The sequence below is a fragment of the Tissierella pigra genome, assembly GCF_018917845.1.
Classification (GTDB): Bacteria; Bacillota; Clostridia; order Tissierellales; family Tissierellaceae; genus Tissierella; species Tissierella pigra.
On record NZ_JAHLPJ010000001.1, the window covers coordinates 2,738,677 to 2,763,921 of the forward strand.

24 protein-coding genes and 1 riboswitch are annotated in these 25,245 nt (G+C 29.0%); of the genes, 9 read left to right on the top strand and 15 right to left on the bottom strand.

Going from position 1 to position 25,245, the window contains the following annotated elements:
- Positions 1–17: 17 nt before the first annotated feature.
- Positions 18–1,202, top strand: coding sequence for a coenzyme F420-0:L-glutamate ligase (locus tag KQI41_RS13460; protein WP_154439363.1), 1,185 nt, complete (start codon positions 18–20; stop codon positions 1,200–1,202).
- 7 nt (positions 1,203–1,209) lie between these two features.
- Here KQI41_RS13460 and KQI41_RS13465 read toward each other — a convergent pair whose 3' ends face one another.
- Entirely contained in the window at positions 1,210–3,114 is a 1,905-nt protein-coding gene (locus KQI41_RS13465) for an LTA synthase family protein (RefSeq protein ID WP_216585474.1), read from the bottom strand.
- A gap of 164 nt (positions 3,115–3,278) precedes the next feature.
- Between KQI41_RS13465 and KQI41_RS13470 the strand changes: the two genes are divergently transcribed.
- The 8 genes from KQI41_RS13470 to KQI41_RS13505 all read left to right on the top strand — a co-directional run bounded on the left by KQI41_RS13470 (position 3,279) and on the right by KQI41_RS13505 (position 10,555).
- Positions 3,279–4,382 (top strand): glycosyltransferase, encoded by a 1,104-nt coding sequence (locus KQI41_RS13470; RefSeq protein ID WP_216585475.1) that lies wholly within the window; start codon positions 3,279–3,281, stop codon positions 4,380–4,382.
- 36 nt (positions 4,383–4,418) lie between these two features.
- Positions 4,419–4,910 carry a DUF4330 domain-containing protein gene (locus KQI41_RS13475; RefSeq protein ID WP_216585476.1) on the top strand — a complete coding sequence of 164 codons (492 nt, stop codon included), beginning with the start codon at positions 4,419–4,421 and terminating at the stop codon, positions 4,908–4,910.
- A 12-nt stretch (positions 4,911–4,922) separates the two neighbouring features.
- Entirely contained in the window at positions 4,923–5,417 is a 495-nt protein-coding gene (locus KQI41_RS13480; RefSeq protein ID WP_154439367.1) for a DUF4330 domain-containing protein, read from the top strand.
- Positions 5,418–5,436: 19 nt separating this feature from the next.
- Positions 5,437–6,975, top strand: coding sequence for an O-antigen ligase family protein (locus KQI41_RS13485; protein WP_216585477.1), 1,539 nt, complete (start codon positions 5,437–5,439; stop codon positions 6,973–6,975).
- Between the two features lie 65 nt (positions 6,976–7,040).
- A riboswitch (cobalamin riboswitch) is annotated at positions 7,041–7,216 on the top strand.
- Between the two features lie 112 nt (positions 7,217–7,328).
- The gene (locus tag KQI41_RS13490) at positions 7,329–7,649 is read left to right on the top strand and encodes a CGGC domain-containing protein (RefSeq protein WP_154439369.1); all 321 of its coding nucleotides are present in this window, start codon (positions 7,329–7,331) and stop codon (positions 7,647–7,649) included.
- Positions 7,650–7,667: 18 nt separating this feature from the next.
- Positions 7,668–8,681, top strand: a complete 1,014-nt coding sequence (locus tag KQI41_RS13495) for an ABC transporter substrate-binding protein (protein ID WP_216585478.1) — start codon at positions 7,668–7,670, stop codon at positions 8,679–8,681.
- A gap of 9 nt (positions 8,682–8,690) precedes the next feature.
- Positions 8,691–9,782, top strand: coding sequence for a FecCD family ABC transporter permease (locus KQI41_RS13500; RefSeq protein ID WP_216585479.1), 1,092 nt, complete (start codon positions 8,691–8,693; stop codon positions 9,780–9,782).
- Entirely contained in the window at positions 9,782–10,555 is a 774-nt protein-coding gene (locus KQI41_RS13505; protein WP_216585480.1) for an ABC transporter ATP-binding protein, read from the top strand. The genes KQI41_RS13500 and KQI41_RS13505 overlap by 1 nt, the downstream gene beginning before the upstream one ends.
- A 41-nt stretch (positions 10,556–10,596) precedes the next feature.
- Here KQI41_RS13505 and KQI41_RS13510 read toward each other — a convergent pair whose 3' ends face one another.
- The 14 genes from KQI41_RS13510 to alr all read right to left on the bottom strand — a co-directional run bounded on the left by KQI41_RS13510 (position 10,597) and on the right by alr (position 25,238).
- Positions 10,597–12,987: a Lon protease family protein gene (locus KQI41_RS13510; protein WP_216585481.1), complete on the bottom strand. Its 2,391-nt coding sequence runs from the start codon at positions 12,985–12,987 to the stop codon at positions 10,597–10,599.
- 213 nt (positions 12,988–13,200) lie between these two features.
- On the bottom strand, positions 13,201–13,638 hold the full coding sequence (locus tag KQI41_RS13515) for a protease complex subunit PrcB family protein (protein WP_216585482.1): 438 nt from the start codon (positions 13,636–13,638) through the stop codon (positions 13,201–13,203).
- 69 nt (positions 13,639–13,707) lie between these two features.
- Positions 13,708–14,868 carry an acyltransferase gene (locus KQI41_RS13520; protein ID WP_154439373.1) on the bottom strand — a complete coding sequence of 387 codons (1,161 nt, stop codon included), beginning with the start codon at positions 14,866–14,868 and terminating at the stop codon, positions 13,708–13,710.
- 57 nt (positions 14,869–14,925) lie between these two features.
- Positions 14,926–15,846 (bottom strand): transketolase family protein, encoded by a 921-nt coding sequence (locus KQI41_RS13525; RefSeq protein ID WP_154439374.1) that lies wholly within the window; start codon positions 15,844–15,846, stop codon positions 14,926–14,928.
- Complete coding sequence (locus tag KQI41_RS13530; RefSeq protein ID WP_154439375.1) at positions 15,846–16,655, bottom strand: transketolase; 810 nt, start codon at positions 16,653–16,655, stop codon at positions 15,846–15,848. The genes KQI41_RS13525 and KQI41_RS13530 overlap by 1 nt, the downstream gene beginning before the upstream one ends.
- A gap of 15 nt (positions 16,656–16,670) precedes the next feature.
- Positions 16,671–17,531 carry a YitT family protein gene (locus KQI41_RS13535; RefSeq protein ID WP_154439376.1) on the bottom strand — a complete coding sequence of 287 codons (861 nt, stop codon included), beginning with the start codon at positions 17,529–17,531 and terminating at the stop codon, positions 16,671–16,673.
- 13 nt (positions 17,532–17,544) lie between these two features.
- A complete protein-coding gene (locus tag KQI41_RS13540) occupies positions 17,545–18,300 on the bottom strand; it encodes a WecB/TagA/CpsF family glycosyltransferase (RefSeq protein WP_216585974.1) in 756 nt (251 codons plus the stop codon).
- A 9-nt stretch (positions 18,301–18,309) separates the two neighbouring features.
- Complete coding sequence (gene csaB / locus KQI41_RS18955; protein ID WP_229768503.1) at positions 18,310–20,526, bottom strand: polysaccharide pyruvyl transferase CsaB; 2,217 nt, start codon at positions 20,524–20,526, stop codon at positions 18,310–18,312.
- A gap of 20 nt (positions 20,527–20,546) precedes the next feature.
- A complete protein-coding gene (locus tag KQI41_RS13550; protein ID WP_216585483.1) occupies positions 20,547–21,473 on the bottom strand; it encodes a PIG-L deacetylase family protein in 927 nt (308 codons plus the stop codon).
- Positions 21,474–21,484: 11 nt separating this feature from the next.
- On the bottom strand, positions 21,485–22,552 hold the full coding sequence (locus tag KQI41_RS13555) for a GNAT family N-acetyltransferase (RefSeq protein WP_154439378.1): 1,068 nt from the start codon (positions 22,550–22,552) through the stop codon (positions 21,485–21,487).
- 11 nt (positions 22,553–22,563) lie between these two features.
- Positions 22,564–23,034, bottom strand: coding sequence for a hypothetical protein (locus tag KQI41_RS13560; protein ID WP_154439379.1), 471 nt, complete (start codon positions 23,032–23,034; stop codon positions 22,564–22,566).
- Between the two features lie 195 nt (positions 23,035–23,229).
- A complete protein-coding gene (locus KQI41_RS13565; RefSeq protein ID WP_154439380.1) occupies positions 23,230–23,580 on the bottom strand; it encodes a type II toxin-antitoxin system PemK/MazF family toxin in 351 nt (116 codons plus the stop codon).
- On the bottom strand, positions 23,577–23,858 hold the full coding sequence (locus KQI41_RS13570; protein WP_154439381.1) for a CopG family ribbon-helix-helix protein: 282 nt from the start codon (positions 23,856–23,858) through the stop codon (positions 23,577–23,579). Before KQI41_RS13570 ends, KQI41_RS13565 begins: the two co-directional genes overlap by 4 nt.
- Positions 23,859–24,065: 207 nt before the next feature.
- The gene (gene alr, locus KQI41_RS13575; RefSeq protein ID WP_154439382.1) at positions 24,066–25,238 is read right to left on the bottom strand and encodes an alanine racemase; all 1,173 of its coding nucleotides are present in this window, start codon (positions 25,236–25,238) and stop codon (positions 24,066–24,068) included.
- Between the last annotated feature and the right edge of the window lie 7 nt (positions 25,239–25,245).

The window sequence follows — 25,245 nt, forward strand, 5'->3', positions numbered from 1 at the left end:
TTTTAGGAGGAATTATAATGGTAAGAACCGTAGGAACTACATCAAGGGGGATTAGAACTCCTATTGTAAAGGAAGGTGACGACCTAGTTAACATAGTTGTTGATTCTTTATTAGAAGCTTCTGAGGCTGAGAACTTTAATATCTGTGATAGGGATGTTTTAGGAATTACTGAATCTTTATTAGCTAGAGCTCAAGGTAATTATGCTACTGCTGAAGCCATAGGCATAGATGTAAAAAATAAATTTCCTGCCACTATTGGGCTAATCTTTCCTATTTTGAGCAGGAACAGATTTTCAATTGTGTTAAAGGGAATAATTGAAAGTGGAAGAAAAGTTGTATTACTTCTATCCTATCCAGCAGATGAAGTTGGAAATCATTTAATGGATATAGATAAAATGGATGAATTAAAAATCAATCCTTATACAGATGTATTAACTGAAGAAGATTATAGAAGATTATTTGGTGAAAAGGTAGTTCATCCTTTTACTGGAGTAGACTATGTAAATATGTATAAAGAAATCGGTAAAGAAAATATAGAAATAATATTTTCCAATAATCCAGTGACTATTTTAGATTATACTAAAGATATATTAGTAGCAAATATTCATGATAGACATAGAACTAAGAGAATTCTTAAAGAAGCTGGGGCAAATATGGTATATGGTCTAGATGATATTCTTAGTTCACCTATTGATAATTCTGGTTACAATGATGAATATGGTATTCTCGGTTCAAACCTTGCATCTGAAAATGAATTAAAGCTGTTTCCAAGAGATTCACAAAACTTTGTAGAAAAAGTTCAAAAGAAAATTAAGGAAAAGACAGGGAAAACTGTAGAAGTTATGATTTATGGTGATGGAGCATTTAAAGACCCTGTAGGAAAGATTTGGGAATTAGCTGACCCTGTGGTTTCACCTGGATATACTAAAGGTCTAGAGGGTACTCCAAATGAATTAAAGCTAAAATATTTAGTTGATACTGAGTTAGATGATTTACGTGGTAATGATGTAATAGCAGCAGTAAAAAATAAAATCAATAGTAAAGATAATAATATGACCACACAGGCAGAAGCTTTAGGTACAACTCCAAGAAGATTAACAGATTTACTAGGCAGTCTTTGTGACTTAACTAGTGGCAGTGGAGATAAAGGCACACCTATAGTCTTAATCCAAGGTTATTTCGATAATTATGCAACAGAGTAGGGATTCCCTACTCTGTTATATTTTTTAAAGCATCTCTTTTTAAGATTAAGTCAGAAATATATAGATGATTCTGAAGTTCTTTTATTTTTTCTTCATATAAATCAATATCCATTTCTTCTCCATTCTCTTTATTATATACTTTATTCTCTGCACTTATATATATGAACTCATTAGTTATTACATTGCTATTTCTTAAAACTGCATATCCCTCACTTGTATTTATTAAATCTTTCCCTAAAGCATGAGGCACATCAAAATCCATAAGATTTGCAATTGTAGGAAGAATATCTATTTGTCCTCCTATTTTACTAATTGTCTGATGTTCTGTTATACTGCTGTCATGAATCAGTAACGGAACTTTTTGAAGTTCTGTCCATTGAGCCTCAGAATAGTCATGACCTGTAAATTCCATAAGTTCCTCTGCCTTATCCTTTGGAACTGCTTGATGGTCTCCATATATGACTATTAAAGTATTATCATAAATCCCTTGCTCCTTTAGATAGTCCATTAAATCCCCTATGGCATCATCTGCATAGTTAGCAGCCTTCAAATAATATCCTAAAAATGTCCCTTCATATTTTCCCACATCAAATTTATATTCCTCAAAGTACTTAAAATTAAATGGATAATGGCTGGACAAAGAAATCATAAAGCTATAAAAAGGCTCTTTTTTATTTATTTTATCTAAGGTCTGCTTATAAAAGGATTTATCTCCTAATCCCCATCCAATGTATTCGTTTATTTCAAATTTTTGATTGCTAAAAAACTCATCAAACCCCAGTGCATTATACATTATAGCTCTATTCCAAAATGTTGGATTGTTTGCATGGGAAGCATAAGTTCCATATCCCTTTTCCCTTAAAATATTTCCTATGGAATCATAGGTATTAGTTGGATATAGAAAATAAGCACTTCCTTCTTTAGCAGGATAAACAGAGGCATTAGACAATAATTCTGCATCAGAAGTATTCCCCCCTCCTGTTTGATAATATATATTATCAAAATATATGCTTTCGTTTATTAGACGGTTCAAATTAGGTGTTATTTCTTCTCCAGATGGGGTCTTTGCATTTATTACAAACTCTTGTAATGCCTCTACTTGAAGTATTATAAGATTTTTTCCTTGAGATATACCTTTATAATTTGTACCCTGTATTTCTTTGTTATTAAAATGGTTGGTAAGCTCCTCTATCTCTTTATGGTTCATTTTTCGATTTCTAAAAATAGTATTTTTAGTAAATTCCTTTATATCATAATAATGATAATATGCTATACCACCATGTTTTATAATATGATTATTATCATAAGAGAACGTTGAAGTATCTGCATTTTTTAATGATATAAATATTAATAGTACTCCTACCATTGATATAACCAAAGTTTTAAATACTCTTTTTAAAAATGATTCTCTATTATTCCTATGAAAAATACTTTCTTTAAATATTCTATTCAATAAAAATAATATAAATACGATTACTGGAAAATCTAATATATATACTAAGTCTTTAATTTTTACTAAACTCCATATACTATCTCCTAAAGAACCTACAAATCCTATTTGATATATAGATGTTACACTAAGGGCACTATAATAATATCTATAATATACTGTATCTGAAAATAATATAAAGCTAAAAATCAAATTGAAAATCAATAGTCCTAAAGACTTTTTCTTATTGGAAATTAACATCACAATAGATAAAAGAATTATACACATTCCTAAATTAGCAATCAACATCATGGTATTTTCAAATTTAAAATATGGTATACGATTTAATTTAGTAGTGAATTGAAAATAGAATGTCTTTACAAATATTGCACCTAGAAACATTAAGAAAATCAGAACATTTTTTAACCTATTGTTTCCAAAACTTACGTTTATTTTAAATAGTTTTTTCAATCTGTATATCATTTTACCCTCCTTCTTTTTATTTTCTTTAATCCCATACAATTTAAAGTTTATCATAAAACTATTAAATTTTACAGTTCTTTTCAATATCTGCATTTTAAAAAGTCATATCCAATGCTATAATATTATAAGAATAATTATTTATCTTTTATGGAAGGATTGAGAACATGATAAATGTACTGCATTTAATTAATATTACAGGAGGTGGTGGTACAGAAAGCTATATCTATTCCCTAGCCAAAAAATTACATAACAATAGATGTAAATTCTTTTTAGTCTATTCAGAAGAAGGTCCTAGTCTAAATCTATTTAAAAATTTAGGTATAGAAACCATTAAATTATCTATGAATAGCCCTTATGATTTTAAGGCTGCTAAACAGTTAAAAAAAATATGTGCTGATAAATCAATTGATGTAATTCATACTCATTTTTTAAGAGAAAATTATATAAGTATTATTTCTAAAGTCTTAGGAAATAATGTAAAACTTATTAATACTCGCCATATGCTTATAAAAAATAGTAAATCAGTTGTATATTCTAATAGATTTATGACAAAATTTAACTATAAAGTTATAGCTGTAAGTAAAGCTGTAGAAGAACTTCTTATGGATGAAGGTATTTCACCTAATAAAATTCAATTGATTTATACTGGAATAGATTTAGATAGTTGGTCTAGTGAAAAAAACTTGGAATTTAGAAATGAATTTAATATAGATAAAGATAACATTCTAATAGCCTCTGTTGCAAGATTTTCAGAGGAAAAAGGTCATGAATTTCTACTAAATTCTATTGCTGCTATGAAAAATATTATTGAATCCAAAGAAATTTCTGATTTGAAATTTAAGTTTGTTCTTGTAGGTGATGGAAATTTATTAAATAAAACTATGGAATTGGCCCAGAATTTAGATATTAATAACGATATAATATTTACTGGACATAGAAATGATATAAATCATATTTTAAGAGCCTGTGACTTATTTATATCCCATTCTAAATCTGAAGCTTTTGGTATCTCCATATTGGAAGCTTTGGCTTCTGGACTGCCTGTTATATCTACAGATAGTGGAGGTTCAAGGGAAATCATAACTCCAAGTTGTGATTTTGGCACATTGATTCCTTATGGCGATAAAGATAAATTAGCAGAATCTATATTGAAGTTTTTATCTAATAAAAGTTTAATAAAAATCTATAGTAAAAATGGATTGAATTTTTTAAGTAATAACTTTAATCTTGATAATACTATGGAAGAAACTTATAATCTATATAGTTAAGTTTAAATACAAATAACAAATGAAAGGAGACAAGATATGATAATTGACAATAAGGGAAGAATCTTTGGAAAAATTAGCATTATAGATGTTTTGTTTATATTAATAGGGTTATTTCTTGGAGCTTTAGTATTATTTAAACTTGGATTTATATCTAATAATCAAGGATCTATTATAAGTAAAAATAAAGTTGAAGTTGTATTTTATCAAGAGGAAGTAAATAATTTCTCCTCAGATAATGTTCATATAGGAGACCCTGCTTCTGAAGCTTTACAAAATGTTAGTTTTGGTACTGTTACAGATATTAAGATAGGCGAATCTGTATCTTGGGATTCAACTGTGGAAGGCAAGCAATTTTCCTCTCCCAGAGAAGGTTATTCATCTATATATATAAGTATGGAAGCTGATGGTACTTTAGGACCTAATGGAATAAACCTTGGTGGTTCTACTTATTATATTGGACAAACCATCACCCTAAGAGCTGGTAACTCAATATTCTATGGGAAAATTCATAGTGCAGATAAAATATAGGAGGTAGTTTTCATGAGTAAAAATAATTTAAAACCAAAAAGAAAATTCACCATTATAGATGGGATTATTATATTTGTTCTTGTAGTTGGAATTGCTGCAGTGGGCAATAAATTTAAAAAAGCACAGGTAAATACTCCATTTGTGGCTAAATCAGATAAGATTGAAATTTCTTATTTTGTTGAAGAAATACCTGAATCTGCTGCAACTTCAATAGAAATTGGTGATTCTGTGAGAGAATCAATTCAAAATGCTAATTTCGGCAAAGTTTCAGATAAAGTTGTAGACCAGTCCATATCTTGGTCTAGAGATGTAGATGGAAATTATGTACCTTCTACTAAAGAAGGATATGCTTCATTGTATATAACTATGGAAGCTGATGGAATTATAGGTAAAAATGGTGTAACTATTGATAAATCTATTTATTATATAGGTCAAACCCTTACTATATATGCAGGTAACTCAATGTTACAAAATGGAAGAATAGCTGAAATTAAAAAAGTTGAATAGCCATTGGAAGGTGATGAAAATGGAATACCTTATAAATAACAGCTTAATTATTGGATATATATATAAGTTGTTAATGTTTGTAAAAAATAAGTTTAAAGATTCTTTAATATATGGACTGTCCATCTCCTTTGTTAAAAAGATACAATATTACCTATCTTATAGCAAGATTTGGAACTACTTAAAAAGACCTGATTATTTAGATACTATTTGGCGAAATAGTTTTATCTATAGAGTTCTAGACAAATGCTTAAATGGACCAATTATCTTCTTTAGGAAATTTTATTTAAAATATGAAGAAGCTTTTTCCTATAGTTATATATTTAAGTTTATTAAATTTTTAATAAGTAGGTTTGAAATAGTCATAGGACTAACTTTAATCTTTACTTTTATAATACCAGACCATAGATGGTACAATATTTATGGAGTTTTATTTACTTTAATTCTTCTTATATTATTTATTATAAAGATTATAATTGAACCTGCTAAATCCATAGATATTTTTCATTTAGATTTTAGCTTAGTGCTGTTTTTTGCTACAATAACTTTAGCAACTGTAACATCTTTATTTCCTAGGGAAAGTATAAATTACTTTATTTATTATTTAATCTCATTTATTACAGTGATTATAATTATTAGTTCTATTGATTCAACAGATGAATTAAATAGGCTTATTGAATTACTTCTTATGGGAACTTTTCTTACAGTACTATATGGTATATGGCAATGGAAAGTAGTTGGTATAGAGGTTAATCCTTCTTTAACTGATTTGACAGTTAATCAAAGTATGTCTGGTAGAGTATTTTCAACTATGGGAAATCCTAATATATATGGAGAATTGTTGGTTCTTACTATGCCGTTTTTAGGGACTGTATTTTTTAACTCAAAATCTTGGTGGAAAAAAGCATTTATCCTATGTATATCTTTACCTATTGTTGTAATACTTTTGAAAACAGGCTCTAGATCTGCTTGGGTATCCTTTGCATTTGCAATGTTTATATTTGTATTCTTTAAAAATAAAAAGCTTCTGCCTTTTATGATTTTAATTGGAATACTATGTATCCCAATATTACCTCAATCTATTTATAGAAGAATACTAACAATATTTAACCCAAACGATTCATCTATAAAGTATAGAAAACAAATTTTAGAACCTGCTATACCTATGTTGAAAAATTATTGGCTTGGTGGTGTAGGTCTAGGAAATCAAGTATTTAATACTATATATAAAAGATATAAATCCTTTGCATTAAAGACTGTAGCTCATACTCATAATCTTTATTTACAACTTTGGTTAGAAGCTGGAATATTGGCTTTAGGATCATTTATATTATTAATATTTAGATTATTTAAGAAATCTATGGTGTTGATATTTAATAAAAAAGATGATTCCATTAATAATATATTAATAGCTTGTATATCTGGTATAGGTGGACTAATGGTTATGGGATTTGCTGATCATGTGTGGTTTTATAATAGAATTCTATTCTTGTTTTTTATAGTAGTTGGAATATGCCTTTGTGGATTGAAACTATTAAATAAACAAGAGGAAAAGAAATAGACTGATTTCCTATTATACTCATAAATCTTGACAACAATTCAACTTTTTAGTAGAATTGAGTCGACAATTAAATAAAAAAAATAGGTTCTAATTTTAGATTAAAAGGGAAGTTGGGTGAAAGTCCCACACGGTCCCGCCGCTGTAAAAGAGAAGTTTTTTCAAATATGCCACTAGGAAACTGGGAAGGCTGAAAAAATGTAGATCCTTGAGTCAGAATACCTGCCTATTTTTTATTACTATACTTTACGGAAGATGAAGGAGGTAGATTAGAATAGGAAAAATGTATTTTCTATAAGCAATCCTTTATTAATTTAAATAGGATTGTTTTTTTATTTTTAAAATTAGGAGGAATTATGAAAATAGCAATAGGTGTATGTGAAAAAATCAATGGTATTTGTACAACAATGGGATGTTTTAAAGCTTATAATAATAAGGAAAAGCATTTTGAAGAGTATAAAAATATAAGTACAGAATTAGTTTCTTTTTTTACCTGTGATATATGTTCTAAAAATACTAAAGAAAATATAGAAAATATCAGTAAAAAACTAAAAGAATTTGAAGTAGAAAGACTACATTTAGGTGTATGTGTAGTAAAATGCAAAGCAAATATATTAGAAGAAATAAAGGAAGTTTTTACAAAGAATAATATAGAAGTAATAGAAGGAACTCATTAATATATAGGGGGAAACAGAATGAAAAAGTTTTTAAGTATATTTTTAGCAACAGCAATAATGTTTAGTATTACAGGTTGTAATAAGAAATCTGAAGAAGTTAAAGATGAAAATGTAATTGTGGAAGATACCGTGGAAAGTACAGAAGTTAAAAATGAACACTATCCAGTAATCATAACCACATATAATTATGAAAAAGAACCTATAGAAATTACTTTTGAAAAAACACCAGAAAAAGTAGTAGCTGTATATCAAAACTCCATTGAAACATTGTTAGCATTAGGTCTTGAGGATAAAATAGTGGCGGCAGCAGGACTTGACCATGATGTAAAAGATGAATATAAAGAAGCCTTTAGTAAAGTAAAATATTACGATAATGTTCCTACAAAAGAAGAAGTTATAGGGCTTGAAGCAGATTTTATATTAAGCTGGTATTCTTTTTTTGGGGAAAAGAGACTTGGAGATGTTGGGTTTTGGCATGAAAGAAATATAAATACTTATATGGCACAAAATAGCGGAGTTTCTAAACCAGATTCTATTGAAAATGAATATAACGATATATTAAATATGGGAAAAATCTTTAATGTAGAGGATAAAGCAAAGGCTATAGTTGATAATATGAAGGCTGAAATCGAAAAAGCCAAAGAATTTGGAAAAGATAGGGAACCAGTAAAAACAGTTATTTTAGAAATAGGAAAAGAAAATACTTTTAGAATTTATGGAGAAGACAGTATTGGAGGAAATATTGCCACTTTAGTTGGAGCAGATTTAGTAGCAAAAGAAAATGGTAGAATTGGTGCAGAAGATTTAGTAAATCTTAATCCTGAAGTTATATTTACTGTTTATTATGGAGATGCCATAGATCGAGATACGGCTTTACAATCTATAATGGAAAATCCAGCATTATCAAGTATATCAGCTATACAACATAATAGAGTATATTCCATTATGTTAAGTGAAGTTTATGCAAGTGGTATAAGAACCTTAGATGGTATAATATCCATAAGCAAAGGATTATATCCAGAGCTTAACTAGGAGTCGACTATGAAAGAAAAACTTGTAAAAAGAAATAATAATCAAGGATTATTTAAGGGAACGCCTATTTATGTAGGCGTTACTCTTCTTTTAATAGTTACACTAATTTTTTCTATATTAACATCTGTAACTATGGGTTCTGTAGATATATCAGCTAAAGATATATATCAAATAATTTTCTATAAATTATTTGATATAGGAACTGAAGAAAGCTTACCAAGTAGTTCAGCTATTGATATTGTATGGTTTATTAGACTTCCTAGAATAATCCTTGCCACCTGTGTTGGAATGGGACTTTCCATATCAGGTCTAATCATGCAGGCAGTAGTAAAAAATCCATTGGCAGATCCGTATATATTGGGAGTATCTTCAGGAGCATATTTAGGGGCTACCATTGCCATTATGTTAGGAGTCGGGTCCTTTTTAGGCCCTAATTACGTGGGAATCTGTGCTTTTATAGGTGCCTTTATAATTTCAATTTTAGTAATGGTAATGTCAAATATAAACAGTAAAGCAAATTCTACAAAATTATTGTTATCAGGTATGGCACTTAGTTCCCTTTGTTCTGCCTTTTCAAGCTTTATAATATATTATACTGATGATAAAGAAAGGCTTAGAAGTATTACTGACTGGATAATGGGTAGTTTAGCAGGAGCAAATTGGGATACTATAAAATTTATATTTCCAATAATTTTAATTGCTGTAGTATTTTTCATAACACAATATAGAACTTTAAATTTAATGTTACTTGGAGATGAAGTTTCTATTACTTTAGGAAAAGATCTACATATATATCGTCAAATATATCTATTAGTAACTTCTTTAATAATAGGGCTTATAGTTTATTCATCTGGAATAATAGGATTTGTTGGATTAATAATTCCACATATAGTAAGGATATTATTTGGAACAGACCATAAGAAAATAATATTTATAAATGCTTTATCTGGATCAATATTTCTAATATGGGCAGATGTGCTTTCTAGAATCATTATTCCTGGAAGTGAACTTCCCATAGGAATTTTAATATCTATGATAGGAACTCCAATTTTCATATATTTAATGATTAGTAAATCCTATGGATTTGGAGGTGGCAGATAATGGAAATGTCATCTAAAAATTTAGTGGTATATTTAGGTGGAAAGAAAATTTTAAATGATTTGAGTCTACATATTAAAAATAAGGAATTCGTAGGGATAATAGGTCCAAATGGAAGTGGCAAAAGTACTTTACTTAAAGCTTTATATAGAACTTTAAGACCAAACTCAGGAACTATTTATATAGATGATAAAAATATAGATGATATTTCATTAAAAGAAACAGCTAAAAAAATAGCAGTAGTAGCACAACATAATGATTCAGATTTTGACTTTTCTGTAATAGATATGGTTCTAATAGGAAGAACTCCCCATAAAAAATTTATGGAAAGAGATAATCCAAATGACTATAAAATAGCTTTAGAATCCTTGGAAAAAGTTGGAATGACCAATTTCTCTGATAGAAGTTTTAATAGTCTATCAGGAGGAGAAAAACAAAGGGTAATTTTAGCAAGAGCATTAGCTCAAGAAACAAAATGTTTGATTTTAGATGAACCAACAAATCATTTAGATATAAAATACCAACTTCAATTTATGTCTATTGCTAAAAGTTTAGAAATTACAGTACTATCTGCAATTCATGATTTAAATATAGCTGCTCTATATTGTGACAAGATTTATGCTATGAAATCAGGTGAAATAATAGACTATGGCACTCCAAAAGAAGTATTAACAAAAAAACTAATTAAAGTTTTATATGAAGTGGATTCAGAAGTCAATATAAATAAGGATACGAATACTATAAATATAGTTTTTAAACCTTTTGAAATTCAATAGTCTGGTGAAAATCACCAGACTATTTCATATATCTACTTTATCTATTCTTCCCCAAAATCTTGACTTAACATAGAATAGTATATTAACTTTTCCTGTACATAGTGATTTATAGTATTTTCTTCGTATTCTCCATCTTCATTTAACTGTCCTGCTTTTATACCCGTTAATATTTCTATTCCTTCATCAATAGTATTTACAGCATATATAGTAAACATTCCTGACTTTACAGCATTTATTACTTCATCATTTAGCATTAAATTTTCCACATTTATTCTTGGAATTATTACTCCTTCATCACCTTTCAATCCTTTTAATTTACACACATTATAAAATCCTTCTATTTTCTCATTTACTCCACCTATAGGCTGAATTATTCCCTTTTGATTTACAGAACCTGTTACTGCTATTCCTTGTTTTATGGGAACATCGCCTAAGCTAGACAGTATAGCATATAGTTCTGTACTTGAAGCACTGTCTCCATCTATACCATCATAGGATTGTTCAAAGGTAATACTTGCAGTCATGGATAATTGAATGTTTTGGGCGTATTTTTCACCTAAATATCCACTCATAATTAATACGCCTTTATCATGTATATTTCCACTTTGTTCTGCCTCTTTTTCAATATTTATTATTCCATCTTTACCATAGTAAGTATTTGCTGTTATTTTGGTTGGTCTTCCAAAGGAATACTGCCCTAAGTCAATTACCGACAATCCATTGATTTCCCCTACCTTTTCTCCTTCTATGTCTATTAAAATAGTACCATTATTAATCAATTCTAAAACTCTTTCTTCATAAGAGTTGTTTCTATATTGTTTTTTTAGAATTGCTTTTTTTACATCTTCTTTATCTACTATTTTTTTAAATTCACTTCTAGCCCATCCATCTGCTTCATATATTATTTCTACTAATTCATTAAATCCGGATGTTAATTTATTTTTTTCATCTGCAATTCTACTGCTTATATCTATAATAGCTCCTAGAGCATCCCTATGAAATGGAAGTAAGTTCTCTTTCTTACATTGATAAGCTACAAAAGAGCCTATTTTTATAATATTTTCATATGTTCTTTCCATTTCAGTATCAAAATCTGCTCTTATTCTAAACAATTTCTTAAATTCTTCATCATAAGAATATAATATATGATATGTTAAATAATCTCCTACTATTATTACCTTTATATCTAAAGGTATTGGCTCTGGATTTAAAGTTTCTGAAGCTATATCCAATCCAAGTACATTTTCTATTTTTAACTTTTCCGTAGTTAAGGTTCTTTTTAATCCATCCCATGAAAATTTATTTTGTAAAATATCTTTCGCTTGGATTATTATATATCCGCCATTTGCTTCGTGCATGGAACCTGATTTGATTCTAGTATGGTCTGTTTTTGCAACACCCATTTCATTTGCATATTCTATTTTACCAAATAAATTATAATAGTTTGGGTTCATCTCTCTAATTACAGGAGAACCTTTAGTTTGACTATTATCTATAAATAAATTTATAAAATATCTTTTCAGAAAATCCTCCTTCTTATTTCCCTGAAAAAATATTTTTTCCATATAATCTTCTTCTTCATCAACTAAGAACATTTCATAATTCTTTACTATATCCTCTTTAATTTCTAAAAGAAATTTAAATATATCAATATTCTCTCTATATCTTACTTGTATTGGTCCTATAAAAGTAGTCACTACTAATGTGACCTGTTCTTCTTTTAATTTTTTTATTTCATTTTTAAGTTTTGATTCAACAGCCTTTATTCCTTTAATATAATCATAAGATTTTTGAGTCAACTCTATGGATATATTCCCTAATACGTCTATTTCTTCATCTGTTAATTCATCAAGTTCTTCATCTGACATAGGTCTATTTCCAACTAAGGGTATACTGAGAAGTCCTTGGTCTGTTTGTTTAAATACAAAATTATACTTTTTAGCAAATTGATTTAATTCTTGAAGTATGGATTCGGCTAATTTTTTATTCTCATTGAATACTGCATTTTTACTATCCTCATAGAGTTTTGAATTTAGCGCTTTTGGTATTTCAATATCTATATTTTTAATTGCAGATTCTATTTCTTGTTTAAAATTTATTCCTTCTCCCGGCTCTAAACTTATAGCTTTGGGACAATTAGCTTTTTTAAAATTATATACATAACACCAGTCTTTAGGTATTGGTTTTTCCTTTGCAAATTCCTTTGCAATTAAATAAGAATAGGAGTTTCTTCCTGTACCTGTAAATCCTGATACATAAATATTATATCCTTTTCTTTTCATAGAAATCCCATATTTTATAGCTTCCATAGCTCTATCTTGCCCAATAAGCTCTCTAGATTCTACGCATTCTTCTGTAGTTTCATATGGAAATATATTTGGATCACATTGGTTTCTCAATTTCTCAATTGGAACTATATATTTTTCTAACATTATGATTCACCTCCGTAGATAACTATTCTAATTATACATTATTTCCTAATTTAATGTATTCTAAATTCTAAAATTGTTTACAAAAACTTTGCAATGAAAAAAGGATAGATTTTTCTATCCTTTTTTATTTTATAATATTAGACTTTATTTTCTATCTATACTATACCTAAAGTATAAACTAATCCATAATGTTTATAATTTTAGGTATAGGTTTTATTCATTGTATTCTATATCTAAATGAACTTCTTCTGGCATATTTTTCAAATTAGTTTTGACTACTATATATGGATAATCATATTCTTGCTCTACTATTTCATTAGGATCTGGATCAGTAAACTTTGCATAAACTACTATATCAAATACTTCTTTTGAATATTTTTCTTTCATTATTTGGTCTATCTCTACTAAATATCCTTTAGAATTCTTTTCTCCCCTAGTTACCACTACATAAATTTCATCTCTATATTTACAGGTTAAGGCTCTTTCCTCAATTAAATACTTTGGCAGCATTTCAGAAATCTTCTCTGGAATTTCCTCCTCTTTTACTACTTTAAACTTTATTTGTTCATCATTTCCTTTTATCATCTTAGGTATAAATAAAGCTCCAATAATCAAAATAATTGCCAAGGCTATAATATAATTTCTTTTCACTCCAATCCCTCCAAGTAATTAATCTTATATCATTAATATTCCTAAATGGACTGGATTATGTATAATTATTTAATCATTTATATTAACTAAGGTTGTATTTCTCCTTAATTTAATATTAAATTTCGGTATTCTACCTAGTAAAAGCCATCTGTTTTTCAATGTTGCAATTAACAGTACCAAGAGGAAGGTAAAAATTATTCCTAAAAATACTAATATTAATAAAGAACTAAGTCTGCTATATCCTAAGGCAGCAGGAAATTTACTAAATATCTTATATTTTATTTCCTCTAAAACTATAGGATGTGCAAAGTATATTCCTAAGGAATAAGTTCCAAAGGTTTTTATTATATTAAACTTTCCTACCATTCTCTTTGTAACCCACATTAATATTGGCATAGTAGCTAAGGTATAGATCATGGTTTCAGGTCTTATGGATCCAAAGTTATCATAATAATCCCTACCTCCATTTAGAAATATATTATAATATACTTGTCCTACATAAACACACATAACTCCAATATAAACAATAAATAATAGTTTAATATTTCTTTCAATGTAATTTTCTATTTTTTCGTAGTTTAACCCTAAAATACCTCCAGCTATAAAATAGAAAAACCATCCAAATATGCTCTTCCAATAATAAAGATTAAAGTATCCTACTATTCCTGCTGTATTATAATTTTTAAAATATCTTCCATATATAAGTATCATGGCTTGAAGTATAAAAGTTATAAAAAATAATTTAATTGGATTTTCTTGCATTGGTTTAGTTAAATATCTTATTAATAGCGGTAATATTATATAGAACTGAAATATTAAAACTATAAAATATAGATGTGGAAATGCTGTTCCAAATATTATTTCCTTAAATAATATTGGTATCTGATTAATACTAAAAGAAATACCTGAAATATAACATCTATAAAGAAAATATATTGATGACCATATTATATATGGTATCAGAATATATAAAACCTTTTTAGTATAAAACTTTTTTACATTAAATTCTTCTCTACTTCTATAGTTATAAAATAATACTAACCCTGAAATCATCATAAATACGGGGGAACCAAATCTAAAAAATTGATTAAAAAATATTCCTAAATACATTGCCTTAGAATTAAATGTAGAATTTACAGCAAATACACCTGTTCCATGAATAATTAGTATACCCAGTGCAGCTATAGCCCTTATATAGTATAATTCTTCTATCTGCTTTCTCTTTACCATTAATCTTCACCTCATATTTTATAATATAAAGACCTCTAATAATTAGAGGCCTTTATATTATATCATCTTCTTTACATTTTGAACTATATTATCTACACTAAGACCATATTTATCAAGTAATTCAAAACCGTCTCCTGATTCACCAAAGGTATCCATAGTACCAATTCTAACCATAGGAACTAACTGATTCTCAACTACTACTTCTGCTACTGCACTACCTAATCCACCTATTATACTATGTTCTTCAACTGTTACTATAGCTTTAGTTTCTTTAGCAGCTTTTATTATAATATCTTTATCTATAGGTTTTATGGTAGACATATTTATAACTCTCGCTTTAATCCCTTCTTCCAAAAGCTTTTCTGAAGCAGTTAAGGCTCTTTCTACCATGACTCCTGTAGCTATAATCGTTACATCTGTTCCTTCTTTTAGTTCTACACCTTTACCTATTTCAAATTTATAATTTTCATCAAATATTACTGGAGTCTTTGCTCTCCCAAGTCTTATATATACTGGTCCATAATGTTTAGCTGCCTCATATATACATTGTTTCGCTTCTATACCATCTGCTGGGCTTAAAACCACCATATTAGGTAAAGACCTCATTAAACTAATATCTTCTAATGCCTGATGAGTTGCCCCATCTTCTCCTACTGTTAACCCTGCATGGGTTGCAGCTATTTTTACATTTAAGTTTGGATAACATACGGAGTTCCTTATGATTTCAAAGGCACGTCCTGTTGCAAACATAGCAAAAGTACTTGCAAAAGGAATCTTTCCAGCTGTAGCAAGTCCTGCTGCTGTACCTATTAAATTTTGCTCTGCTATACCTACATTAAAAAATCTTTCAGGGAAAGACTTTGCAAATACGGATGTTTTTGTAGAACCAGAAAGATCTGCATCTAATACTACAATATCCTCATTTATTCCACCTAATTCTTTCAAAGCTTCTCCATAGGCATCTCTAGTTGCAATCATTATTTAGCACCTCCTAATTCTTCTAAGGCTTTTTGAGCTTCTTCTTTTGATGGAGCTTTTCCATGCCAACCTACTTGATTTTCCATAAATGATACTCCTTTTCCCTTAGAAGTTTTAGCTATTATTATTGTTGGTTTATCTTTAGTTGCTTTTGCCTTCTCTATTGATTCAAGTATTTCATCTATAGAGTGACCATCTATGGTCAATACATTCCATCCAAATGATTTAAACTTTTCATCTATTGGTTCAATATTCATTATATCTTTATTAGATCCATCTATTTGAAGTCCGTTATGGTCTAAAAACACTGTAATATTGTCTAGTTTATAGTGAGCTGAAAGCATTGCAGCCTCCCATATTAGACCCTCTTGACATTCTCCATCTCCTATTACTCCATATACTCTATAATCCTTATTATTCAGTTTACCTGCTAAAGCCATGCCATTTGCAGCAGCCAAACCTTGTCCTAAAGAACCTGTGGTCATATCAACCCCTGGTATTTCCTTCATATCAGGATGTCCCTGTAGTATAGAACCCATTTTTCTAAAGTTCTTCAGTTCTTCCTTAGGAAAAAATCCTCTTTCTGCTAAAGTACCATATAATACTGGTGTACCATGACCCTTTGAAAGTACAAATCTATCTCTATCCTCCCATTTTGGATTAGAAGTATCTATATTCATTTCCTTGAAGTATAATGCTGTTAATATTTCAACTGCTGACAATGAACCTCCAGGGTGTCCTGATTGTGATTCTTCTAACATTTCAATAATATCAACTCTTATTTTTCGAGCTATTTCTTTTAATTCCATTTTCCTATCTACCTCCTATTTTTTCTTTTCATCTGTAAATCCTTCACCTACTACTTCAGACATTTCAGATACCATAATAAATGCAAATGGATCTACTTCTTTTACTATTTCTTTTACCTTACTAAACTGAGATCTGCTAACTACACATAGCAAAACATCTTTATCCGCCTTTGTATACATACCTTTTCCTTTAAGAGCAGTAACCCCTCTATCAATTTCTACCATAAGTCTTTGACTTACTTCTTCAGGCATATCTGTAACAATATAAAATCCCTTTAAATATCCAATTCCTTCTAAAATCATATCTATTACTTTCATTATAACAAACATGGCTATAACTGAATATAGGGATATTTCAATATTTTTCTCAACGATACCTGCAAATATAACTACACAAAAATCAATCATAGTCATAAATGTGGCTACGCTTAAATTTGGAAATTTTTTATTTAAAATAGAACCTGCTAAGTCTGTTCCACCCGTAGTTCCTCCAAATTTAAAGACTATACCTAGTCCTATACCCATTAATACTCCCCCAAATATGGAGGACAGTAAGAAGTCATGAGTTAAAACTGTTGGTTTTAAAAATTTTAAAAATAAGGATAATAAAAATGTTGCATATAATGTTTTTATAGCTGTATCTTTTCCTAATGTTTTTGCACCTAAGAGAAACAATGGAATGTTTATAGCCAAGTTTGTTAAATATATAGGGACTTTAGATACCTTCTCTAAAACTACAGCAAAACCTGTAACTCCCCCTGGAGCTATGGTATTTGGTGCAAGAAAATATAGTAAGGATACTGACATCAAAAATACCCCTATAGTTATTAAAATATAAGAAAATAAAGTTTTATACCATTTGTGGCCGTTGTTCATAAAATTCCCCTTCCTACTTTATAATGTCTTTAGAAAATAATACTTTTAGCATGAACTTTGGTAAAACTATTTGTCGTTTTATTCTTGAAGGTTCTTTAACTAATCTATACAACCACTCAAGTCCTAATTTCTGATATATTTCAGGGGCTCTTTTAGAGTTTCCAGCTAATATATCCATTACTCCGCCATTTCCTATGATTACCTTTGCCTTAATCTTGTCTTTATTGGCATCTATCCAAATTTCCTGTTTAGGAAATCCTAATCCTACAAATATTATATCTGGATTTAAAGAATTAATATTATCTATAACTTTTACTTCTTCTTCATGGTTCTCATATCCCACATGGATACCTTTAAAATACCCATGATGGTGTCCTGCTATTCTAATATTTGGATAATCCTTTTTTACATTTTCCGCTGCCATTTTAGCAACTCCATCTTTTCCACCAAAAAAATAAATACTATAGGAGTTTTCATTGGCTATTTTAAGTAAATTTATAGATAAATCAAATCCTGTTACTCTTTCTTGTAATGGCTTTTTTTTAATTCTAGAAGCATATATTAACCCTATTCCATCTGGTACTATTAGATCACCCCTATTAATTAAATCTTTAAGACTTTCATCGTCCTTTGCAACCATTACAATTTCTGTATTAGGGGTGTAAATAGCTTTTAATTTTTCTCCTTTAAGATATTCTTCTAATTGTAATGTTGCCTCTTGTAAAGTTGTATTATATATTTTTACTCCAAATATTTCTAAAGTTTTAATTACAATCACCTACTTTTTTATTAAATCTAACGCCATTTCCACATTAGATAATGCTTTTTCTTCTAGCTCCTTATGCTGTTCTTTTAAATGTTTATTGAGATTGGTTCGATTATTCCATATATAATCTATTTTTTCTAATAAATCATCATATGATAAAGTCTCAATACTACATATATAATCCATATCTAGAGAACGTAAGATTCCATCAACTTTTGGATCATAAGATAAACCTACCATAGGTATCTCTTGAGTTGCTGCATAAATTAAGGAATGAAGTCTCATGGCAACAATTATTTCTAATTCTCTTATTATCCCCATTATCTCCTCTACACCATATTTCTCCTTTATTACATAAGAACCATTTTTCCTAACCATACTATTTATATCAAGACTTATTTCTAAATCCTCTGGATAGTGCATAGGTATCAAAATCACATTTACATCATACTTCTCTACTATATAATCTATGGCTTCCGCCATAACCTTAATTAAATTCTCATTATCTTTCCACTTTCTCACTGAAATTCCAATAAACTTTTTATGTCTAGGTATTTCTTCTTTCTCAAATATTTCTTGTATCCTAGGTTCTGGAGCTGGCTCTAAAGTAAATACTGGGTCTGCTGTTACTACTATATTTTTATTCTTTACTCCTAAGACCTTAATAAAATCTTCAGAATCCTTATCTCTAAGAGTAATTAAATCAACTTTATTCAATGTACTTCTAGTTAAAATTCTATTTAGCTTCTTTTTAATAGGTCCTATTCCATTGGCATATACCATTACAGGCTTATTATATAATTTTGCCAACCTTATTGTTGATAGATAATATAGTAAGGACCTTGTGCTGGTTATGTCCTGTAATAAAGACCCACCACCTGAAATAAATAGAGTGGAGTTCTTCATAGCCTTATATACTTTTTTAAATTCAAATCTATTTACTGCATTTACATTATATATCTCTTCAGTTTTTGCAGGATTATTAGAGAGTACATTTATACTTATATCTTTATTATAGGCTTTAATATCTTTTACTATTGCCTTTAGTATAGCATCATCACCACTATTATCAAATCCATAATATCCAGATAAAAGAATTGAATCTCTTAATCCACTATTATTTAATATCTTCTCATAGATTTTTAGATGCTCTCTCGCCATAGCTTCTGATGAATACATTTCTTTTACTTTATTAAATAGATTTTCACCCATATTTTGAATTTTTTCTTTATTCTCTACTAAATCTATTATTCTATTGCTTAAAGCTTCTATATCTCCTACATCAACTAAATATCCATTTTTACCATCTTCTATTAGTTTACTTATTCCTCCTACATTGGTGGATATTATTGTCTTTTTAAGCCTTGCCCCTTCTAATATTGCATAGGGAAAGGATTCACTAACTGAAGTTAAGGCATTTATATCTATGGCATTAAAAAATGAATTTGGGTCTTTTATGTAACCTAAAAAATGTAGATTTTCTTCTACCTTTAACTCCTTAGCCAATGACATTAGTCTTTGTCTCTCATTTCCATCTCCTGCAATTAGAAATATAACATCTTTTCTTTTCTGCAACACATTTGAAGCTGCTCTAATAAAGGTTTCATGGTCTTTTACTAAATCCAATCTTGCTGCAATTCCTACTACGGTCTCTCCTTTGTAATCAATTTCATGTCTTTGAAAAAATTCTTCTTTGGAGAGATATTCCATACTGCTGTCTAAATCTATACCATTATATGCAGTAAATATTCTGTCCTTCTTAAATCCTCTTTGAACCAACATATCTTTAAAGGTATCAGAAATTGCAATAAAATATTTGAATCTTTGAAGAGCAAATTTATTTAATGTGGTGAAAATGATTTTCTTATAAAAATTATCTTTAAAATCCAATTCGTAATCACTATGGATTGTTGTAATAAAGGGTTTCTTTACCTTTAACTTTAAAAACATACCAATGAAATTAGCCCTAGCCCCATGACAGTGAATAATATCATATCCTTGTTTTTCTACTTCTTCTGCCAACCTACCTACTACTGACATATCAAATCTACTCTTTTGTTTAAATACTTCTATGGGAATACCAGTAGCTTTAGCATCATGATAGAAGGTATCTTCAATAAAACATATGATTTTGGCATCTATTAACTTGTCTATTGCTTTTATTAGAGAGATTATATGGGTCTTAGCACCACCTGTATCTCCCCCACTGATTAGATGAAGTACTTTCATTTTAATATGCTCCGTGGGAGCTACCTCCTATCTTTATTTTCTAATATTTCTTTTACTGACTTGTTATAAATTTTCTTTTCTTCTTTTGATTTCATAATTGCATGAATTAAAGTAAATTCACTACTTATTTGCTTGAATATCTGTGGATTAAACTTTTCTTTTTCTAGCTTATCTATTATTTCTTTTAATATCATATAATTTACACTTACAAAGTTTTCAACAGCGTAGCTTTTTTTATACATCAATGCTCTTCTTCTATCTAATAAGTTAAAAGCACTAAATCCCATTGCCCACTGTGATTGAAAAATATCAAACTTACTTAGTTTCTCCTTATATATTTTTTCATCTAAGAAACTGGTTCTGTTAATGATTTTAGGGTCTATTAAACTATTTACTCCATATAGATATATGTTTTCAAATTGTTCATTCCATATTTTTAAAGCTTTTTCTAAAGTTTTTGTAGTTTCTACATGGTCTATATTTCCATCAATTAAAAAAGGACTGAAAATAATATCTGGTTTTTCCTTATTTAAAATTTCTAAGATTTCTTCAATCAGGTTTTTATCCTTAGAATCCAAAGTTCCATCTACTTTTTCTAAAAAGTAGATACTGTGAAATCCATAGCTTTCTTTAATCTTATATCCTTCTTCCATTCTTTCCTTAGCTGTCTCTTCTTTAGATTTATAACTAGTGCTTCCACTTCCATCAGTTAAATATACTAAGGACATTTTGCTTCCTGAGCTATGATATTTAATAATAGTCCCACCTAAACCAATGGTTTCATCATCTACATGGGGAGACAATACAAGGATTTTTTCATTCCCTTTAGGAATTATTTTTATATAATCATCATTAATTTTACTTCCCTTAAAATAAAACCATAGATATATACGATTTATAAACATAATAGGGTATTTAAGCAACATCTTAATTAATTTTCTTATCATACAATCACTTCCTAATAAAAATCTGACTCTATAGGCATTATATACCAATTCTTTTCATCTAAAATAAATTTTTCTAAATCCTGATTTTCAGTAAGGTTTTTCACAACAAAAGGTATAGTGCTTCTAGTCTTAACAAATCCTAATTTCACTAGTAATCCTCTATACTGCATGGATTCTGATGCCCATGTTGCTACTAAATCTGTATTTTGACTTTTAAAATATTCCTTTGCTTTAAAATATAAAGCAGCTACTGTATCTTCGTTGATTCCCACAATATCTACCATACTGCCAAGTCTTATATTAGGGTTATTTCTTATTTCTCTTTTTTCAATTTTAGTAATTATATATCCTACTAATTCATTATCTAAATAAGCACCAAAGGTTTTATAATCTATATTTGGATGATTCTTTATTCTCCAATTTAAAAATTTGCTATCTCTTTTAGTCATTATAGGACTATCTGATTTAATCTTGTTCCATAGATTATCAAAATCTTCATCAAATTCATCTATTTCTTTAATTATATAGTTTTCTTTTATCTTTATTTTTTGTTCCTTATATACAAATTTAATTAGACCATGTAAAGGTATGGATAATATTTTTGCTAGAAATTTTATTTTTACAATATTTAATAGAATATTATCTAACCTATAATAATTTGTGAAAAGAGGGATATCTGCTACAAAGGATCCACCAATACCACCTAGTAAACCTCTTAGGGCCATTTTTGAAGGAAATCCGAACCTAAACTCTATGTTGTTATTTACACCTATTTCGTAAGATTTATTGGCAAGTTCTTTATGTATACCTTTGCCTCTATAATCCTCATTTATCATGGTGTCTATTGATTGTCCTGCTAATACTTCTTCTCCTCTAACTAACATTACAGTAGGTAACAGAGTACACTGTCCTACTATCTTAGAATCATCTTCTGCCAGCACTATTACAGATTTTCCAGCAGGGTTCTCCATAAATTGCCAGTTCCAATATTCTTCTTTCCTATTAGTATTAAAGACTTTATTAAATAACTCTATTATTTCTTTTTCATCATTATTTTTATATTCTCTTATATTAGCCATAAGTTCACTTCCTATCTAATTTCATAATTTCCTTTCACTAGGAAAAAACTATTTTTTGTAGCTCTTGCTCCTCTTCCATCATCTCTAGGCACTATCAGTAAGTGATTTGCTTGAATGTTTTCATCCATTCTTAAATCCTTACCTATGGTTACATTTGTAAGTCCATTTTCTATACCATTGCTTATTATGGCAATTGCTTTGGCTTCACCAGACCTTAGAATTATTTCTGTACCATCTTTACATATTAATGATTGTCCTTTCAGCACTTCAACTGCTTCCCATGAATTTACCGTCATATTTTCATTATTTTTATTTCCTATTTTTTCGTCTACATAGTATTTTAGTTGTTCTATTTTCTTTTCCACATAACTAAGACTTACTAATGGATCACTTTCAGAACCTGGCTCTGAAAATACTACTGTAGCCCCTAGAAGAATAATAACTGAGCTAACTCCAACACAAGCTTTCTTAAATTTACTCACTTTATGTACCTCCCTTTTCTTAGTGAATAGTGGATAACTAATAGTGAATAGTTCAGTAATCAAAAGTACACCATTGTTTTTCATTGGTTTTAAACTATTCACTTTTCACTATTAACTATTAACTGTCTTCATTATACTACAAAAACAACAAAAAAATAAGCATATTCAATGCTTATTTTAAATATGTATGTATTTTTATAGTTCTACTAACCCTAAGCTTATTTTTAGGCACTCATCTACATTTGCCATCATTTCTTCATTGAATCTTCCAATTCTTTCTCGTAACCGTTTTTTATCTATTGTTCTTATTTGCTCCAGAAGGACTACTGAGTCCTTCGGTAACCCATATTCTGGAGCATTAATTTCTACATGAGTAGGCAGCTTTGCCTTGTTTATCTGTGATGTAATGGCGGCAATAATAATTGTAGGACTATATTTATTACCAATATCATTTTGAATAACAAGAACTGGCCTTACTCCCCCCTGTTCAGACCCAATAACAGGGCTTAAATCTGCATAGTATATATCCCCTCTTTTAACTATCATAATATCTCACGCCCCGTTAGTCTTGCTTCATATATTACTAAATCAAGAATGTCTTGCTCTAGCCCTATTTCTGCAAGAGTTAAATTTATTTGACTCATCTCTTTATACCCTTCTTTCATCTTTTCCGCAACTTCTATTCTCTTTTTTTCGTTGATAAATAGTCTCATAGCTTCTATTACAAAATCAGACCTATTTTTGTACTCCATCGGTACCATAACATCAACTTCCTCAAGGAGGCTATTAGGTAAACTAATCATAATCCTTCTAGTCTCAGCCATATAGATCCACCCCCATATTACAGATTCTTATAATTGCAGTATAAATATAACTTTTGTTGAAACCTATTGATAGAAAAGTTCATTATTTATAAAATATCCAAATGTAGAACCTTCCTATTCCTTATAAAAATTTAAAATAGCCTAAGATAATTATATATTCATTATATTGTATATGTCAACCTATTCATTGTTTATTCCTTTTAAACCTTATTCCAGTAAATAATCCTTTATTTTCACAATTTTGCCATCTGATATATAAACTCTAGGTACTCTTCTACTTACCATACAAATAATCTCATAATTTATTGTACCAAGCTTTGCTCCAAGTTCATCAACATGAGGATGCCCCTTCTCATATCCAAATATAACTACTTCATCTCCTAATTCTATGTTTTCTATATGACTTACATCTATCATACATTGATCCATACATATATTTCCTACTATTTTTGCCCTTTTTCCTCTTATATAAACCTCTGCCTTATTACTCAATAGTCTTGTAAATCCATCTGCATATCCAATAGGTATAGTTGCAATTTTAGATTCCCTTTCTGTTATAAAAGTATGCCCATAACTTATACCAGTTCCCCTGGATACAGTTTTCAAATGCACTATTTTAGTTTTTAACGCCATTGCTGGTTTTAGCACTATGTATTCCTTATTTACTTCATCTGAAGGATAAAGACCATAAATCATTATTCCAGCCCTTACCATATCCAAATCATAATCTCTCAAATCTATAATTCCTGCACTGTTTGACATATGTTTAATTTTTATATTTAATCCCCTGTTTTCTAGTTTATTTATAATTTCCATATATCTTTTAAACTGTATTGTGGAATAGGATTTGTCTAATTCATCAGCTTTAGCAAAGTGAGAAAATATTCCTTCAACATATATATTTTGAAGTTTGGATATTTTCAATATATCTTCTACAGTTTCTTCATTGGCTTCAAACCCTATTCGACCCATTCCAGTATCAATTTTAATATGAATAGTAGCCTTTTTCCCTAATTCTATTGCCTTACTAGATAGTTTTTTAGCATCACTATAATTATATATGGTTTGTATCAAATCATATTTTAATATGGCTTCATAATTATTAGGTGATGTATAGCCTAATATTAAAATACTGTCATTTATATTTGCACGTCTCAGCTCTATAGCTTCTCCTACAGTGGCAACAGCCAGTCTATCAGCACCATTATTAAGTAATGTTCTTGCTATATCTATAGAGCCATGCCCGTAACCATTTGCCTTCACTACAGCAGTAACTAATGTATTTTCCTTTATGTGTTTTCGTACTTCCATTATATTATGAGCTAAATTGTCTAAGTTAATTTCTGCCCATACTGGTCTTATTTCATCTAAGGTATACATTTGACAG

Excerpts from the sequence above, each read along its gene's own strand:
- KQI41_RS13495 (WP_216585478.1), top strand. The coding sequence starts at position 7,668 with ATGAAAAAGTTTTTAAGTATATTTTTAGCAACAGCAATAATGTTTAGT.
- KQI41_RS13525 (WP_154439374.1), bottom strand. The coding sequence starts at position 15,846 with ATGATTGCAACTAGAGATGCCTATGGAGAAGCTTTGAAAGAATTAGGT.
- KQI41_RS13530 (WP_154439375.1), bottom strand. The coding sequence starts at position 16,655 with ATGGAATTAAAAGAAATAGCTCGAAAAATAAGAGTTGATATTATTGAA.
- KQI41_RS13520 (WP_154439373.1), bottom strand. The coding sequence starts at position 14,868 with ATGGTAAAGAGAAAGCAGATAGAAGAATTATACTATATAAGGGCTATA.
- KQI41_RS13535 (WP_154439376.1), bottom strand. The coding sequence starts at position 17,531 with ATGAACAACGGCCACAAATGGTATAAAACTTTATTTTCTTATATTTTA.
- KQI41_RS13570 (WP_154439381.1), bottom strand. The coding sequence starts at position 23,858 with ATGGCTGAGACTAGAAGGATTATGATTAGTTTACCTAATAGCCTCCTT.
- KQI41_RS13490 (WP_154439369.1), top strand. The coding sequence starts at position 7,329 with ATGAAAATAGCAATAGGTGTATGTGAAAAAATCAATGGTATTTGTACA.
- KQI41_RS13550 (WP_216585483.1), bottom strand. The coding sequence starts at position 21,473 with ATGATAAGAAAATTAATTAAGATGTTGCTTAAATACCCTATTATGTTT.
- alr (WP_154439382.1), bottom strand. The coding sequence starts at position 25,238 with ATGTATACCTTAGATGAAATAAGACCAGTATGGGCAGAAATTAACTTA.
- KQI41_RS13505 (WP_216585480.1), top strand. The coding sequence starts at position 9,782 with ATGGAAATGTCATCTAAAAATTTAGTGGTATATTTAGGTGGAAAGAAA.
- KQI41_RS13470 (WP_216585475.1), top strand. The coding sequence starts at position 3,279 with ATGATAAATGTACTGCATTTAATTAATATTACAGGAGGTGGTGGTACA.
- KQI41_RS13475 (WP_216585476.1), top strand. The coding sequence starts at position 4,419 with ATGATAATTGACAATAAGGGAAGAATCTTTGGAAAAATTAGCATTATA.
- KQI41_RS13480 (WP_154439367.1), top strand. The coding sequence starts at position 4,923 with ATGAGTAAAAATAATTTAAAACCAAAAAGAAAATTCACCATTATAGAT.
- csaB (WP_229768503.1), bottom strand. The coding sequence starts at position 20,526 with ATGAAAGTACTTCATCTAATCAGTGGGGGAGATACAGGTGGTGCTAAG.
- KQI41_RS13555 (WP_154439378.1), bottom strand. The coding sequence starts at position 22,552 with ATGGCTAATATAAGAGAATATAAAAATAATGATGAAAAAGAAATAATA.
- KQI41_RS13460 (WP_154439363.1), top strand. The coding sequence starts at position 18 with ATGGTAAGAACCGTAGGAACTACATCAAGGGGGATTAGAACTCCTATT.
- KQI41_RS13565 (WP_154439380.1), bottom strand. The coding sequence starts at position 23,580 with ATGATAGTTAAAAGAGGGGATATATACTATGCAGATTTAAGCCCTGTT.
- KQI41_RS13500 (WP_216585479.1), top strand. The coding sequence starts at position 8,691 with ATGAAAGAAAAACTTGTAAAAAGAAATAATAATCAAGGATTATTTAAG.
- KQI41_RS13510 (WP_216585481.1), bottom strand. The coding sequence starts at position 12,987 with ATGTTAGAAAAATATATAGTTCCAATTGAGAAATTGAGAAACCAATGT.
- KQI41_RS13485 (WP_216585477.1), top strand. The coding sequence starts at position 5,437 with ATGGAATACCTTATAAATAACAGCTTAATTATTGGATATATATATAAG.
- KQI41_RS13465 (WP_216585474.1), bottom strand. The coding sequence starts at position 3,114 with ATGATATACAGATTGAAAAAACTATTTAAAATAAACGTAAGTTTTGGA.